Source organism: Nonomuraea monospora, from assembly GCF_039531895.1.
GTDB classification, from domain to species: Bacteria; Actinomycetota; Actinomycetes; order Streptosporangiales; family Streptosporangiaceae; genus Nonomuraea; species Nonomuraea monospora.
Map to the genome: position 1 here is coordinate 213,877 of NZ_BAAAQX010000014.1, position 14,410 is coordinate 228,286.

A 14,410-nucleotide genomic window follows, 5' to 3' on the forward strand; every position below is an offset into this window, starting at 1 on the left:
GGCGGTTGGTGCGTAGAGGCAGCGGGGGGCCCGATGTGCCCCCTGTGCTCGATGAGCATCAGCGTGCCGTGGTCGGGCACCGGCGCGGCCCCCTCCTCGTTCTCGCAGGTCCAGGCACCGGCAAGACGACCACCATCGTGGAGAGCGTGGTCGACAGGATCGAGCGGCGCGGCGTCGACCCCGAGCGCGTGCTCATCCTCACCTTCAGCCGCAAGGCCGCCGAGGAGCTGCGCCGCCGCGTCACCGGCCGGCTGCGCCGCACCACGCGCACGCCGGTGGCCATGACGTTCCACTCCTACGCGTACGCGCTGCTGCGCCGCGAGTCCGTGCTGGCGGGCAAGGCGCCGCCGCGCCTGCTCACCGGCCCCGAGCAGCTCCTGGAGATCCGGCGGCTGCTGCACGGCGAGCTGGAGGGCGGCGCGCCCGACTGGCCGCAGTCACTGCGCGAGCCGCTCAAGACGCGGGGCTTCGCCGAGGAGCTGCGCGACTTCCTGTCGCGCGCCAACGAACGGGGGCTCGACGCCGAACGGCTGATCGCCCTCGGGCGGGTGCACGGGCGGGCCGACTGGGCGGCGGCCGGGCGCTTCTCCGAGCGCTACCAGGACAGGTTCGACCTGGCCCCCGAGGAGACCTACGACTACGCCGAGCTGGTCGGCGCCGCCACCTCGCTGCTGGCCGACCCCGAGGTGCGCGAGCGTGAGCGGGCGGCGCACGACGTGGTGTTCGTGGACGAGTACCAGGACACCGACCCTGCGCAGGAGCTGCTGCTCACCCAGCTCGCGGGCGACGGCCGCGACCTGGTCGCGGTGGGCGACCCCGACCAGTCGATCTACGGGTTCAGGGGCGCCGACGTCCAGGGCATCATGAAGTTCCCCGAGCGGTTCAGGACACTCGACGGCCGCGAGGCGCCGGTGCTGGCGCTGCGCGTGTGCCGCAGGAGCGGGGCCGACCTGCTGGAGGCCTCGCGGCGGGTGGCGGCCAAGCTGCCCGTCGGCCCCGCGCCGACCCGGGAGCCCGGCCAGGATCCCGACGACTGGCCCGACCACCGGCCCGACCACCGTCACGGCCACCGCGACCTCGTCGCGCCGCTGGACGCCGACCCGGGCGAGGCGCGGGTGCTGCTGGCCGACAGCACCAGCCAGGAGGCCGCGATCGTGGCCGACACGCTGCGCCGCGCCCACCTCATCGACGGGGTGCCGTGGCACCGGATGGCGGTGCTGGTCCGCTCGGCCCGGCGGCAGGTGCCGTTGCTGCGGCGGGCGCTGACCAACGCCGGCGTGCCGACGATGATCGCGGGCGACGAGGTGCCGATCGCGCAGGAGCCGGGCGTGCGTCCGCTGCTGACGATGCTGCGGGTGGCGCTGGATCCGTCCGAGCTCGACGAGGGGGTGGCTGAGGAACTGCTGACGGGGCCGCTGGGGGGCACCGACATGATCGGTGTACGCCGCTTGCGTCGCGCACTCAAGATCGCCGAGAACGAGGCCATGGGCGTGGCCGCCGACGAGGCCACCAACCCAGACGACACCGCCAGCTCGGACGAGGCCGCCGACCTGGACACCAAGCCTGGCGACCGGACCGCCGACCCGGACGCGGAGCCCGGCGACCGGGCTGTCGATGCGGGCGAGGTGCTGGATGACCGGGCTGTCGATGCGGGCGCGGAGGCGGATGGCCGAGCCGCCGACGCAGGCGTGGCGCCGCATGACCAGACCGCCGACGCAGGCGTGGCGCCGGGCGACCGGGCCGCTGATCCGGGCGTGGACCGGGTCGGCCGGGCCGCCGACCCCGGTGCGGAGGAGGGGGGCCGGGTCGCCGAGGAGGTCGAGGGGTTGCCGTTCAAGGCGCGCTCGTCCGGCGAGCTGCTGGTCGCCGCCGTCAAGGACATCCGCGAGCTGACCCGCGTCGAGCCGCACGTAGCGCTACCGGCCGAGCGCGTCGCCAAGCTCCTGGCGGCGGCCCGCGACGCCGCCCGCCAGGGCGGCACGGCGGAGGACCTGCTGTGGACGATCTGGGACGAGAGCGGCCTGGCCCGCCGCTGGAGCGAGCTGAGCCTGTCGGGCGGCCCCAGGGGCGCGCAGGCCGACCGCGACCTCGACGCGGTGGTGGCGCTGTTCGACCACGCCGCCAGGTTCGTGGACCGGATGCCGATGGCGGGCCCCGAGGTGTTCATCGACGACCTGGCCGCCCAGGAGATCCCCGGCGACACGCTGGCCGACCGCGCCCCCGACGGCGACGCCGTGCGGGTGCTGACCGCCCACCGCTCCAAGGGCCTGGAGTGGGACGTGGTGGTCGTGGCGGGCGTCCAGGAGGGCGTCTGGCCGGACCTGCGGCTGCGCGGTTCGCTGCTGGGCATCGAGGACCTGATCGACGTGGTGGAGGGCGGCGAGCCGAACAAGGCGTCGCTGGTGTCCAAGATGCTGGCGGAGGAGCGCAGGCTCTTCTACGTGGCGGCGACGAGGGCCAGGCGCAGGCTGGTGGTCACGGCGGTGGGCGGCGAGGACACCGACGAGCGGCCGTCCAGGTTCCTGTCGGAGCTGATGCCGGGCGCGGTGGAGTCGGCCACGGTGGACGACAGGGCGCGCTGGCTGAACATGTCCGCGCTGGTGGCCGACCTGCGCAGCGCGGTGACCGATCCGACGAAGCCGCGCAGGCTGCGGCACGAGGCGGCCAAGCAGCTCGCCAGGCTGGCAGCCGCCGGGGTGCAGGGCGCCCACCCGAACGACTGGTACGCGCTCACTCCGATCTCCGACGACCGTCCGCTGAGCTGGCCGGACGGGGTGGTGAGCATCTCGCCGTCGGCGGTGGAGAGCTTCACCAAGTGCGGTCTGCGCTGGCTGCTGGAGACGGCGGTCGGCGCGGCGGGCACCAGCACGGCGCAGGGTCTGGGCAACATCATTCACGCGCTGGCCGTCCTGGCGGCCACCGACCTGCCCAGCGAGGACCTGCTCGGCGACCGCCTCGACCAGATCTGGAACGACCTCGACTTCGGCGGCGTCTGGTACAACCGCAAGCAGCGCCAGGTGGCCGAGCAGATGATCGGCAAGTTCCTGCGCTGGCACAAGGAGAACCCGCGCGAGCTGGTGGCTTTGGAGGAGGCGTTCACGGCGATGGTGTCGGAGGGCGTCCAGATCAAGGGCCGCGTCGACCGGGTCGAGCGCGACTCCGACAACCGCGCGGTGATCATCGACCTGAAGACGGGCGGCTCCAAGCCGAAGGCGGGCGACCTGGACCGCCATCCGCAGCTCGGCGTCTACCAGCTCGCGGCGCTGCTGGGCGCGTTCGCCAGGCACGGCATGACCGAGCCAGGCGGCGCGGCGCTGGTGCAGCTCGGCAAGGCGGCGGGCAAGAACGACGCGCTGGAGCAGTCGCAGGGCGCGCTGGCCGACGACAAGAACCCGGGCTGGGCCAAGGACCTGGTCGACACGGTGGCGGTCGGCATGTCGGGCCCGTTCTTCCAGGCCAAGGTGAACGACGGCTGCCGTACGTGCGCGGCAAGGGCGAGCTGCCCGGTCAACGACAACGGGGGCCAGGTGTGCTGACCCCCGCCGAACTGGCCGGCAAGCTCGGCATCCTCCCGCCCACCCCCGAGCAGGCGACGGTCATCGAGGCGCCGCTGGAGCCGATGGTCGTCATGGCGGGCGCGGGCTCGGGCAAGAGCGAGACCATGGCGGGCCGGGTGGTCTGGCTGGTCGCCAACGGCCTGGTCAAGCCGGAGAACGTGCTGGGCCTGACGTTCACCCGCAAGGCCGCCGCCGAGCTGGCCACCAGGGTCAGGGAGCGGCTGAACGGCCTGGCCGAGGCCGGGCTGGTCGAGCCGGGCACGCTCGACAACGAGCCGACCGTGTCCACGTACCACGCCTACGCCGCCCGCCTGGTCACCGACCACGCCCTGCGGGAGGGTCTTGAGCCGACCATGCGGCTGGTCACGCCCGCCGTGTCGTGGCAGCTCGCCTCGCGCGTGGTGGCGATGTACGACGGCCCGATGGACCGGATCGAGCTGGGCCCGCCGTCGGTCACGGCCGCGCTGCTGGAGCTGGCGGGCGAGCTGTCGGAGCACCTGCGCTCGGCCGCCGACGTGCGGCGGGTGGGGGAGTGGCTGGAGGGCAGGCACGCCGTGCTGCCAGGCCGGACGACGCTGGCCCAGCGCAAGCCGCTGAGCGTGCACGCGGCCAGGGAGCAGCTCCTGCCCCTGGTGGAGAGGTACGAGCGGCTCAAGCGCGCCCGCGAGGTGATCGACTACGGCGACCAGATGTCGCTGGCCGCCCGCATCGCCGCCAACCACAAGGAGGTCGGCGAGATCGAGCGGGGCCGCTACTCGGTGGTCCTGCTCGACGAGTACCAGGACACCAGCCACGCCCAGCTCGTCCTGCTGCGCTCGCTCTACGGCGGCGGCCACCCCGTCACGGCCGTGGGCGACCCGTGCCAGTCCATCTACGGCTGGCGCGGCGCCTCGGCGGGCAACCTGCGGCGCTTCCCGAAGGACTTCCGCACGGCCGCCGGCGACCAGGCGCCGGTCCGGCAGCTCAGCGTCAGCTTCCGCAACGGCGACCGGGTGCTCGACGTGGCCGCCCGCGTCCAGCTCGCGCTGCGCATGGAGGCCCGCGAGGTCCCGGTGCTGATCCCCGGCCCGAACCGGGTCGAGCGCGGACGCGTCACCTGCGCCTTCCACGAGACCGCCGAGGACGAGGCGAAGTGGATCGCCGACGGCATCCACAAGCTCCTCGGCCAGGAGACGGCCCCCGACGGCATGCCGTGGGGCGAGAAGGAGCGCAAGAAGACGCTCGCCGTGCAGCCGCAGGACGTCGCCATCCTGGCCCGCAAGCGCTCGCAGTTCCCCGCGCTGCGCAGGGCGCTGGAGGAGCGCGACATCCCGGTCGAGGTGGTGGGCCTGGGCGGCCTGCTGACCGTGCCCGAGGTGAACGACATCGTCGCGACCCTGCGCGTCCTGTACGACCCCACGGCTGGAGACGCGCTGGCGAGGCTGCTGGCCGGGCCCCGCTGGCGGATCGGCCCCGCCGACCTGCGGGTGCTGGGCGAGCACGCCCGCACGCTGGCCCGCGAGCTGAGCGAGAGCCACCGCGAGGACGACCCGCTCGACCAAGTGGTGGCCGACCTGGCCGAGGAGCGCGGCAGCCTGGTGGACGCCCTGGACGAGCTGCCCGACAGGGAGGAGTGGCTGGAGCCGTTCTCGCCGCTGGCCCGCACCAGGCTGGTGGCGCTCGCCCAGGAGCTGCGGCACCTGCGCGCGCACACCGCGCAGCCGCTGCCCGACCTGATCAGCGAGGTGGAGCGCAGGCTCGGCCTGGACATCGAGGTGGCGGCGCGCAGCGGCACGGCAGGCGCGTTCGCGGCGCGGGCCGACCTCGACGCGTTCCTCGACGCGGCCTCCAGGTTCGCGGGCGACGCGGAGGATCCGACGCTGGGCGCGTTCCTGGCCTACCTCCAGGCGGCGGAGAGCGAGGAGTTCGGGCTGGAGGCGGGCCGGGTCGGTGAGAGCAACAGCGTCAAGCTGATGACCGTGCACGCCTCGAAGGGCCTGGAGTGGCCGGTCGTGGTGGTGCCAGGCCTGTCGCAGCTCGTCAGCTCGAAGGGGACGATCGCGACGGGCAGCATCTTTCCCGCCACGCCGGTGATGAACAGCCGGTGGACGGAGAACCCGCGCAAGCTCCCGTACCCGCTGCGCGGCGACGCCGCCGACCTGCCCCGGCTGTCCGGGCTGAGCAAGGAGGAGCTGGCGGCGTTCGACGAGCACTGCCGCGAGCGTGACCTGATGGAGGAGCGCAGGCTCGCGTACGTGGCCGTGACCCGCGCCCACTACCACCTGATCGCCTCCGGTTACCGCTGGGGCAGCGCGACCAAGCCGCTGGAGCCGTCCGACTTCCTGCTGGAGATCCGCGACACCGCCGACCGGATCTCGTTCTGGGCGGACGACCTCGAAGAGGGCGCCACGAACCCGCTGCTGGCCGAGCCCGCGCAGGCCACCTGGCCGGTCGAGCCGGAGGGGCTGCGCTACGAGTCCGTGCTCGACGGCGCGCAGCTCGTGGAGGACGCGCTGGCGGGCACCCTGGGGCCGTACGAGGACGAGCCCGTCAAGGCGTACGAGGAGGAGCGGCTGCGGGCCTGGCAGCGCGACACCGACCTGCTGCTGCGCGAGCGCGAGCTGCACAGGCGCAGGCCCGCCACCACGGTCGAGCTGCCGACGAAGCTGACCGTGTCCTCGCTGGTCACGCTGGCCGCCGACCCGCGCGAGCTGGCCCGCAAAATTCGCCGCCCGGTGCCGAAGAAGCCCGCGCCGCTGGCCCGCCGGGGCACCTCGTTCCACAAGTGGCTGGAGACGCGGTGGGACCAGCAGCGGCTGATCGACGACCTGGAGCTGTACGACGAGGAGCTCGAAGAGGCCGACGTGCGGCTGGCGGAGCTGCAGGAGCGGTTCGAGCAGAGCGAGTGGGCCGACCGGCGGCCGGTGGACCTGGAGGTCCCGTTCGAGACCATGATCGCCGACCGGCTGGTGCGCGGGCGCATGGACGCCGTCTTCGAGCGGCCCGGCGGCGGCTACGAGGTCGTCGACTGGAAGACCGGGCAGCCGCCGAGGGGCAAGAAGGCCGCCAAGGCCGCCTCCGTGCAGCTCGCCGCGTACCGGCTGGCCTGGTCGCACCTGGCGGAGGTGCCGCTGGAGGAGGTGGGGGCGGCCTTCCACTACGTGCGCGCCAACCGCACCGTGCGCCCGGTGGACCTGCTCGACGCTGACGGCCTGGTGGCGCTGATCGAGAACGTCAGGCTCTTAGATGGTGAAAAGCCGGCTTCGGGTGCATGAGGAAGTCGTGGTGCGAGATGTTCCAGGCGTAGGCCCCGGCCATCTCGAACACCACCGTGTCTCCCACACCCACCGAGGTCACGATATTTCGGGCGAAGACGTCTTTCGGGGTGCATAGCTGGCCGACGAGCGTGACCGGTTCGTCGGTCACGTCCGGCCTGCCCGCGGGCAGCACGGTGAACGGCTGGTCGTGGCCCTTGGTCGCGGGCGTGCGCAGGTGGTGGGTGCCGCCCAGCAGGATCGCGTACGCCTGGCCGCGCACCCGCTTCACGTCCACCACTTTCGTGACGTAGTAGCCGCAGTAGACGGTCAGCGCCCGGCCGGGCTCGATCCGTAGCCTTCTGCCTCGCCCCAGCTCGGCCAGCCCCTTTCCGTAAGCCTCCCAGTCGAAGCGGGATCCGGGCGACTCGTACGACACCGCCATCCCGCCACCCAGGTTGACCTCCTCCCAGGCGTGGTCCAGCAACCGCCGCGCCAGCCCCAGCAGCGGCCCGGCGTCGAGCCCGCTGGCCAGGTGGGCGTGCAGGCCGCGCAGCCGGACCCGGTCGCCGAACAGCGGCAGGCACTGCGCCACCGCGTCCTCGTCCATCCCGAACGGCCCGCTCATCGTCAGCGCCGCCCCCTCGACCGGCAGGTCCGGGTTGAGCCTGAGCAGCACGTCCGCCTCCAGCCCCGTGGCGATCAGGCGGCGCAGCTCGTTCGGCGACTCGACGTGGATCCGGTGGTGCGGCAGGCGCAGCTCGGCGTCGGTCTTGCCGGGCCCGCCCAGCGCCACCCGCGCACTCGGGAACAGACTGGTCACGTGCGCGTGCTCGCCCGCCGACGACACCTCGAACCCGTCCACGTGCCCGGCCAGCACCCGCAGCAGCTCGGCGTCGGGGTTGGCCTTGACCGCGTAGTACAGCTCGACGGGCCCCAGCGCGCGCCGTACGGCCGCCACGTGCTCGTCCAGCGCCGGCAGGTCATAGAGGTAGGCCGGGGCCTCGGGAAGGGCGGCAGCGGCCGTCAGGACGCGGGGGCCGATCATGCGAGCGGGTTCGCGATCGGTACGTAACCGGCGGTCCGGTCGGCCGCTCTGGTCCAGCGCACGCCCAGGTTCGCCTTGGCGGGCAGCGGCGCGCCCGCCAGCAGGTCCGACAGCGGCAGCGGCCAGCCCAGGCCGGCCGCCTGCCAGTCGAGCAGGCTCCTGGCGGCCCGCCACAGCTCGCGCAGCAGGCGGTCGTCCGTGCCCGCGAGCGTGGCGGCGATCTCGGTGAGGTGGTTGACGAGCAGGCAGTAGACCACCCGGGCCCAGCCGCGCTCGGCGTCGTAGGTGAGCGCGCGGGCCACCTCGGGATGCAGCCCGCCGAGGTCGTGGCGGCCCGCGACGAGCTTGGCGCCCTCCAGGTCGCGGAAGACGGCCTGCGCGGGCATGCCGTCGCCGTCCAGCCCGACCAGCACGTTCTGCAGGTGCGGCTCCAGCACCACGCCGTGCCTGAAGTACAGCTCAAGTACGGGCAGCGCGACCACCGTCACGTACGAGCGCCACCACGCGACCGGGTCGTGCGCCTTGATCTCCTGGGCGAGCGCGCCCGCCAGGATCGGGGTCACGCCAGGATCGCAGACGGCCCACGGGCTCTGCCTGACGATCACGCCCAGCCCCTCGTGCAGCCGGTTCCCGAGCGCGACCGACCGGTAGCCGGGCTCGGCCAGCCAGCGGGTCGCGGGATGGGTGGCGGACACCTCGTCGAAGATCGGGCCGAGCCGCCCGGTCAGCTCCACGGCTCCGGCCAGCTCGTACCAGGCGTTCTTGCGCACGCAGTTGGTGATCCGCACGTCCAGGGAGAACTTCAGGCACACCTCCGCCTCCGGCACGTACACCGTCCGCACCGACGAGGTCGGCACCACGAGCGGCCCCGGCCCCAGATCGATCAGCTCGCGCCCGAGCACCGGCCCCAGCAGGCCGAGCTGCCACGGATGGGCGGGCAGCACCCGGTAGCCGTCGGGGCCGCGCCCCATGGCGTCCAGCACCGACGCGTCGCCGCCCTCGGCCAGCACGTCCTCCGGCACGCCGAGCAGCCGTACGGGGAACTGGGCGTGCGCCTCAGGGGCGTAGGCCAGCCAGCCCTCCCCGCCCCGCGCCTTGGGGCTGGGGTGGAACGGATGCCCGTACACCAGCGCCTGCTCCGAGGCCAGCCACGGGTCGGCGGGCGGCACGGCCGAGGCCCTGGCCCGCAGGATGGCCGCCACCGCGTCCCTGCTGGCCGCCACCTGCCCGGCGAACTCGCCGTTGCGGCTCTCCAGTTCCTCTTCGATCAGCCGGACCAGCTCGCCGCTCGCCAGCGTCCGCCACGCGCCCGCCTCCAGCCGCTCGGGCGGCCCCTCGAAGCGCAGCGCCGCCCCGCCGTGGGTGCGGGCCCGCAGCAGCGTGCCCCCCACCCGCAGCAGCACGTACGGCGGAGCGGGCCACACCAGCCCGCGCGGCCCGGCCACCTCCCGCACGCAGCAGCGCAGCAGGGCCGCCAGCGTCGCCTGCTCGGCAGGGCCGGAAGGCGCGTCGATGGCCAGTCCGTGCATGTTCAGGCTCTCCTCAGGTAGTTCGGCCCGCTGGTGCCGTAGAACTTGTTGACGTCGCGCGCCCCTGAGCGTTCCTTGGAGACGAGCGTGCCAGCGGTGATCATGGACTTGCCGGTCAGCCTGGCCGCGTCGAGCGTCCTGGCGCGCAGGAGCCTGGCCATGGGGTCGTCGCCGTACTCGTCGAGCGCGTCGGCCAGCGTGTCGCGCAGCAGCGCCGCCGCCCGGTCGTGCGGCAGCGCGCCGAACGCGACGGCGGCGGACGCCAGGTGCAGCGTGATGGTCACGAAGACGTCGGCCAGGGCGTGCGGGTCGTCGTTCAGCATGCGCTCGTCGGCGAACGCGGGCGCCTCGACCCCGGCGGCCCGCAGCCTGGACGGGGACGCCAGCAGCCCGTCGTTGTCCTTGACCAGCAGCTTGAGCCCGTCGCCGTGGAAGAGCAGCCCCAGGTTCTGCTGGTGCGCCTCCAGCGCGACCCCGTAGCGGACGAACAGCCGCACGTTCCACCGCAGCAGCAGCCGCAGATATCCGGGCAGCACGTCGCCCAGCTCGCCGAGCACGCCGGGGGCGCCCAGCGCGGCGACCGGCACGATCTTCCCCTCGGGCAGCCGCCGCGCCATCCAGGCGAGGTGCTCGTGCCCGGCGTGCGCCCACGTCTGCTCGTCGGCGAGCACCACGCCGGGGTCGGCCAGCTCCCGCAGCAGCAGCTCGGCCCTGGCGCCGTCGGCGAGCGTGCCCGCCTTGATGGAGCGCCGGTTCCTGGCGCCGAGGGTGCTGATCGGCAGCGGCAGCTTCAGGTGCAGGCGCGGGGAGACCTCGACGGTCCGCATGGACAGCGTGGGCCGCACGGTCACGGCAGCCTCGTCCAGCAGCCGCACCCCGTCGATCTTGCGCACCTCGTCCACGGTCAGCGGGTGCACGGGGAACAGCGTCTTGTCGTCCCCGACGGGCAGATCCGGCGCCACGCCGTCGGGCAGCCGCGCGGCGGAGCCCGGCGCGAGCGCGCGGCGCGGAACCGCCGCCCACCGCAGCTCGAACGAGGGCCCGAACTCCGGCGCGTAGGCCAGCAGCTCGGCCTCCGACAGCCCCACCCGGGCCCGCGAGGTCGGATAGACCGGATGGTCCACGGAGGCGGCCAGCATCTCGTACGACGACGCGGAGCCCCCGTGCTCGTCGTGCAGCTCCAGCGCGGCCAGCGCCGCCACGCACTCCTCGAAGAAGGCCGCCACGCCCTCGGCGTCCTCCGGCGCGCAGACCTCGACCAGCGTCTCCAGCACCTGCTCCAGCCCCAGCCGCTCGTCGGCGGCCACCACGAAGTCCTGGTACAGCGCCCCTGGCGTGAGCCGCACCCACCGGCCGTCGGCGAGCAGCATCCCCACCCCGTGCTTGGTGCGGGTGACGCGGGAGGCCAGCCCGCCGTAGTCCTCGCGCAGCAGGGCGTCCAGCACCCGGGCGGCCAGGTAGGCCTCCCGCGACCTCATTCGACCACCCACGGCCGCGCGACCCGGTACTCCTCGACGGCGGCCTCGACCCGCTCCCGTGACGGGCCGACGGCCCTGATCACGCCCAGGTAGTCGCGGTTCGTCCTGGTCAGCGTGACGGTCTCGCCGACCGTCCGCAGCGGACGGTGCCACAGGCGTACGTCCCCTGCGGTCACGGACTCGTGCCCCGGCGCGTCCTTGACGACCCCGGCCCGATCGGCGACCAGGCTGACCGCACTACCGAATCGGGAAATTTCCGGAACGGCAGGCATCGGCCTTCCGAGATGCACTCCCAGGATCCACTCGAAGATCGGCACCCCGAGCAGGTCCGCCAGCAGGAAGTCGCAGTGGTCCCCGATGACCCGGTAGTTGACCTCGACGATCCTGGGCCCGGCGGCGGTGACCACGTACTCGGTGTGACACGCCCCGAACCCCACCCCGAGCGCCCGCAGCGCGGCCAGCACATGCTCCTCGGATTCGTGGCGCGGAGCCCAGTCGAGCCGCTCCTCCACGAAGTGCGGCAACGCCCCCAGCGTCGTCGCGAACCCGCCGAGCACCCGCAGTCCACCCTCGTCGCCCAGTGTCTCCAGCGTCCGCAACGGCCCTTCGAGGTACTCCTCCACGACCAGCGCCTCGCCCGGCCGCCGCCGCCTGACCTCGGCCACGGCGCGCTCCAGGCCGCTCTCGACGAGCATGACGTCCTCGCTGGCCACCCCTTCGCGGGGCTTGAGCACCACGGGGTACGGCACGCTTGCGGGCACCGGGTCGAGCGGCCCGAGCCGTACGGAGAAGACCTGCTCGACGCCGGCCTCCTGCAGCCTGCGCCGCGTCAGGAACTTGTTCTTGGCCGCCGCGCACGCCCGCCAGTCCTTGCCCGGCAGCCCGAAGTAGGCGGCGGCCAGCGCGGTCTCGGTCTGCAGGTGGTCGGAGTTGGAGAAGATCGCGTCGGGCCTGCCGAGGTGCTCGATAGTGTCGATCAGCGCGCGCGGGTCCCGTACGTCGCAGAGCACCGCGTCCGGATGCCGCTCCGGCCGGTCGGTCAGGATCGTCACCTCGCACCCCAGCGCCCGTGCCGCGGGGAGGAAGCCGTCCGTCACGGAGTCGGTCGGTTTGAGCGCGGTCAGGTAGAGCCGCAACGCGAAGGCACCCCCGGAGAATCAGGTAAGGCTAACCTAACCCGTCGAATCTTAGCCCTACAGAGATCACCACGAGGCCCGGATACCGTAATCACCGGCTAACTGCGAGGTCATAGGATGACATGGGACTCGGGAGGGGGCGGCACCAGTGGAGACCGCGGAAGAGCAACTCATCGGCCCGCTACTGCTTGCTAGGGGGACCATCGACCGCTCCTCGGCCTTGCGCGCCGACGAGCGGTGGCTGGAGCGGGCCTGGGCGGACCCCGCGACGAGGGTGCTGGTCATCGACAACGGCCACACGCTGGTGCGCCGGACGGGCGACGAGGTGCACGCGGTGCTGTTCACCACCGCCGACGCGCCCGCCGGCCAGCGCTACCTGCTGGGCGTCGAGGACGGCGTCGCCTACTTCGCGGTGGCCGCGGCGCTGCCGGGCATCCCCAAGGGCGACATCAACGGCCGCGTGACGATGGCCATGTCCCTGCGCGACACGCCCGAGGGCGAGCCGGTGGCCGCCGGGCTGCGCCAGGTCGGCGGCCTGCTCGGCGACCGCGACGCGGGCCTGCTGGTCTACGCCGTGGCGCTGGAGGCCTGGCACACCACGCACGAGTTCTGCCCGAGGTGCGGCGCGCACACGGTGGTGCAGGCCGGCGGGCACATCCGCGTCTGCCCGAAGGACTCCAGCCAGCACTTCCCGCGCGTCGACCCCGCGGTCATTATGCTGGTCCGCGACGAGGCCGACCGCTGCCTGCTGGCCCGGGGGCCGCAGTGGCCGGAGGGCCGCCTGTCGATCCTGGCCGGGTTCGTGGAGCCGGGCGAGTCGCTGGAGGCGGCCGTCGTGCGCGAGGTGGCCGAGGAGGTCGGCATCGCCGTCGCCAACCCGCGCTACCTCGGCAGCCAGCCGTGGCCGTTCCCGCGCAGCCTCATGCTCGGCTTCTTCGCCGAGGCCACGACCACCACGCTCACGCCCGACGCCGAGGAGATCGCCGAGGCGCACTGGTTCTCGCGCGAGGAGCTGACGCGGGCGCTGGAGTCGGGCGAGCTGCGCCTGCCGCCGCCCGTCTCGATCGCTCGCCGCCTGATCGAGACCTGGTACGGCGGCGAGCTCGTCGGCGACTGGTGAGCCGGGTCAGGCCGCTTCGAGCAGCCTCTTGACCTCCAGGGCGGAGGGGTTCGTCCGGACGAAGCGCCCCTTCGGCGTCTCGATGACCACGGTCGGCACGACCTGGTTGCCGTTGTTGACGCTCATCACGAACTCCGCCGCCGACGGGTCACGCTCGATGTCGACGTCGTCGAAGCTGATGCCCTCGCGGGTGAGCTGGGCCTTGAGCCGCTTGCAAGGGCCGCACCACGTGGTGCTGTAGACCGTGAGCGCCATCTTCGGAGATCCCTCCAAGGTCAGGAAAAACAGGCGATCCGTGCAACAACGCAGGGTGCCCGTCTAATCCCCGATTACCCGATTCGGGAGGCGATCCACGCCTGCACCCGCTCGGCCACGCCCGGCTCACGGTAGAGCGGCGAGCTGTGGTTGATCCCCGGCTGCGTGAACACCGACACCTGCACGCCCACCTGCCCGAGCGTCTGCTTGAGCAACTGGCTCTGCACCGGCGGCACGAACTCGTTCTCGGAGTGGATGGTCAGCATCGGCGCGTCGTTGCGGCTGGCGTGCCAGGCCACCTCCATGCTCGCCCAGATGCGCGAGCACTTGCCCTTGGGCGCGCAGCCGCCGGCCAGCTTGATCGCGGCCGTGCGCAGCTTGCGCTTGTGCGCGTTGGTGCTCTTCTCCCCGTCGGTGTACGCGCGCAGCGGCGAGATGATCGGCGACAGCCCCACCACGCCCTTCAGCCCGCCGACCCCGTCGCCGTACGTGCCCACGGCCGCCGCGATGTGCCCGCCGGCGGAGAACCCCATCAGCACGTAGTTGTTCGGGTCGAAGGCGTACCGGTCGGCGTGCTTGCGCGCCAGCGCGATGGCGGCCAGCGCGTCCGTGCGCTGCGCGGGCCAGGCCGCGTCGCCGGACAGGCGGTAGTTCAGGTTGAAGACCGTGTACCCCAGCTCAGCGTAGCTGCGGGTGATCTCCTTCATGTACCTCTTGTCGCCGCTGGACCACCAGCCGCCGTGAATGAGGAAGATCCCCGGGCGCTGCTGCCCGTCGGGCGTCCACCAGACGTCCATGCTCTGGCGCTTGTGCGTGCCGTACTGGACGGTCTCCACCGACAACCCGCCGAGACCCTGCGAGTCGACGGGCGAGTCGACCGTGGGGGCGGGGGTCGGCTCCATGGACGCGCTCGCGGCGACAGGTGTGAGCGCGACGGCTGCGAGCGCGAGAGCGCTCACGGAAACCGCAGTTCGCACGGCCTTCCTTTCCCCCATGCACATGGTCGGGCCCCATTGTGGGGGAAAAGACCAGTTCTTTGCATCTTGTTGACGAC

9 protein-coding genes are annotated in these 14,410 nt (G+C 73.0%); 3 read left to right on the plus strand and 6 right to left on the minus strand.

Annotated elements, in window-relative coordinates; genetic code table 11:
* The first annotated feature begins 44 nt into the window (after window positions 1–44).
* Together ABD331_RS27180 and ABD331_RS27185 are read left to right on the plus strand one after the other, a co-directional pair.
* On the plus strand, window positions 45–3,536 hold the full coding sequence (locus tag ABD331_RS27180) for an ATP-dependent helicase (RefSeq protein ID WP_344480220.1): 3,492 nt from the start codon (window positions 45–47) through the stop codon (window positions 3,534–3,536).
* Window positions 3,530–6,811 (plus strand): ATP-dependent helicase, encoded by a 3,282-nt coding sequence (locus tag ABD331_RS27185; protein WP_344480223.1) that lies wholly within the window; start codon window positions 3,530–3,532, stop codon window positions 6,809–6,811. The genes ABD331_RS27180 and ABD331_RS27185 overlap by 7 nt, the downstream gene beginning before the upstream one ends.
* On the opposite strand, the gene ABD331_RS27190 is transcribed toward ABD331_RS27185, so the two are convergent.
* From ABD331_RS27190 to ABD331_RS27205, 4 genes are read right to left on the minus strand one after another with little or no spacing between them, the layout of a single operon-like run.
* Complete coding sequence (locus tag ABD331_RS27190) at window positions 6,771–7,838, minus strand: type III PLP-dependent enzyme domain-containing protein (protein WP_344480226.1); 1,068 nt, start codon at window positions 7,836–7,838, stop codon at window positions 6,771–6,773. The genes ABD331_RS27185 and ABD331_RS27190 overlap by 41 nt on opposite strands.
* Window positions 7,835–9,367 carry an IucA/IucC family protein gene (locus ABD331_RS27195; protein ID WP_344480229.1) on the minus strand — a complete coding sequence of 511 codons (1,533 nt, stop codon included), beginning with the start codon at window positions 9,365–9,367 and terminating at the stop codon, window positions 7,835–7,837. The genes ABD331_RS27190 and ABD331_RS27195 overlap by 4 nt, the downstream gene beginning before the upstream one ends.
* A gap of 2 nt (window positions 9,368–9,369) precedes the next feature.
* Complete coding sequence (locus ABD331_RS27200) at window positions 9,370–10,845, minus strand: IucA/IucC family protein (protein ID WP_344480232.1); 1,476 nt, start codon at window positions 10,843–10,845, stop codon at window positions 9,370–9,372.
* Window positions 10,842–11,981, minus strand: coding sequence for a siderophore biosynthesis protein (locus ABD331_RS27205; RefSeq protein ID WP_344480235.1), 1,140 nt, complete (start codon window positions 11,979–11,981; stop codon window positions 10,842–10,844). Before ABD331_RS27205 ends, ABD331_RS27200 begins: the two co-directional genes overlap by 4 nt.
* 148 nt (window positions 11,982–12,129) lie before the next feature.
* Here ABD331_RS27205 and nudC point away from each other — a divergent pair, with 148 nt between their 5' ends.
* On the plus strand, window positions 12,130–13,101 hold the full coding sequence (nudC, locus tag ABD331_RS27210) for an NAD(+) diphosphatase (RefSeq protein WP_344480238.1): 972 nt from the start codon (window positions 12,130–12,132) through the stop codon (window positions 13,099–13,101).
* 6 nt (window positions 13,102–13,107) lie between these two features.
* Here the strand turns inward: nudC and ABD331_RS27215 are convergent, their stop codons facing one another.
* Both ABD331_RS27215 and ABD331_RS27220 read right to left on the minus strand, forming a co-directional pair.
* Window positions 13,108–13,356, minus strand: coding sequence for a glutaredoxin domain-containing protein (locus ABD331_RS27215; RefSeq protein ID WP_344480241.1), 249 nt, complete (start codon window positions 13,354–13,356; stop codon window positions 13,108–13,110).
* A gap of 74 nt (window positions 13,357–13,430) precedes the next feature.
* Window positions 13,431–14,333: an alpha/beta hydrolase gene (locus tag ABD331_RS27220; RefSeq protein ID WP_344480244.1), complete on the minus strand. Its 903-nt coding sequence runs from the start codon at window positions 14,331–14,333 to the stop codon at window positions 13,431–13,433.
* Window positions 14,334–14,410 lie beyond the last annotated feature (77 nt).

Excerpts from the sequence above, each read along its gene's own strand:
- ABD331_RS27215 (WP_344480241.1), bottom strand. The coding sequence starts at position 13,356 with ATGGCGCTCACGGTCTACAGCACCACGTGGTGCGGCCCTTGCAAGCGG.
- ABD331_RS27195 (WP_344480229.1), bottom strand. The coding sequence starts at position 9,367 with ATGCACGGACTGGCCATCGACGCGCCTTCCGGCCCTGCCGAGCAGGCG.
- ABD331_RS27190 (WP_344480226.1), bottom strand. The coding sequence starts at position 7,838 with ATGATCGGCCCCCGCGTCCTGACGGCCGCTGCCGCCCTTCCCGAGGCC.
- ABD331_RS27200 (WP_344480232.1), bottom strand. The coding sequence starts at position 10,845 with ATGAGGTCGCGGGAGGCCTACCTGGCCGCCCGGGTGCTGGACGCCCTG.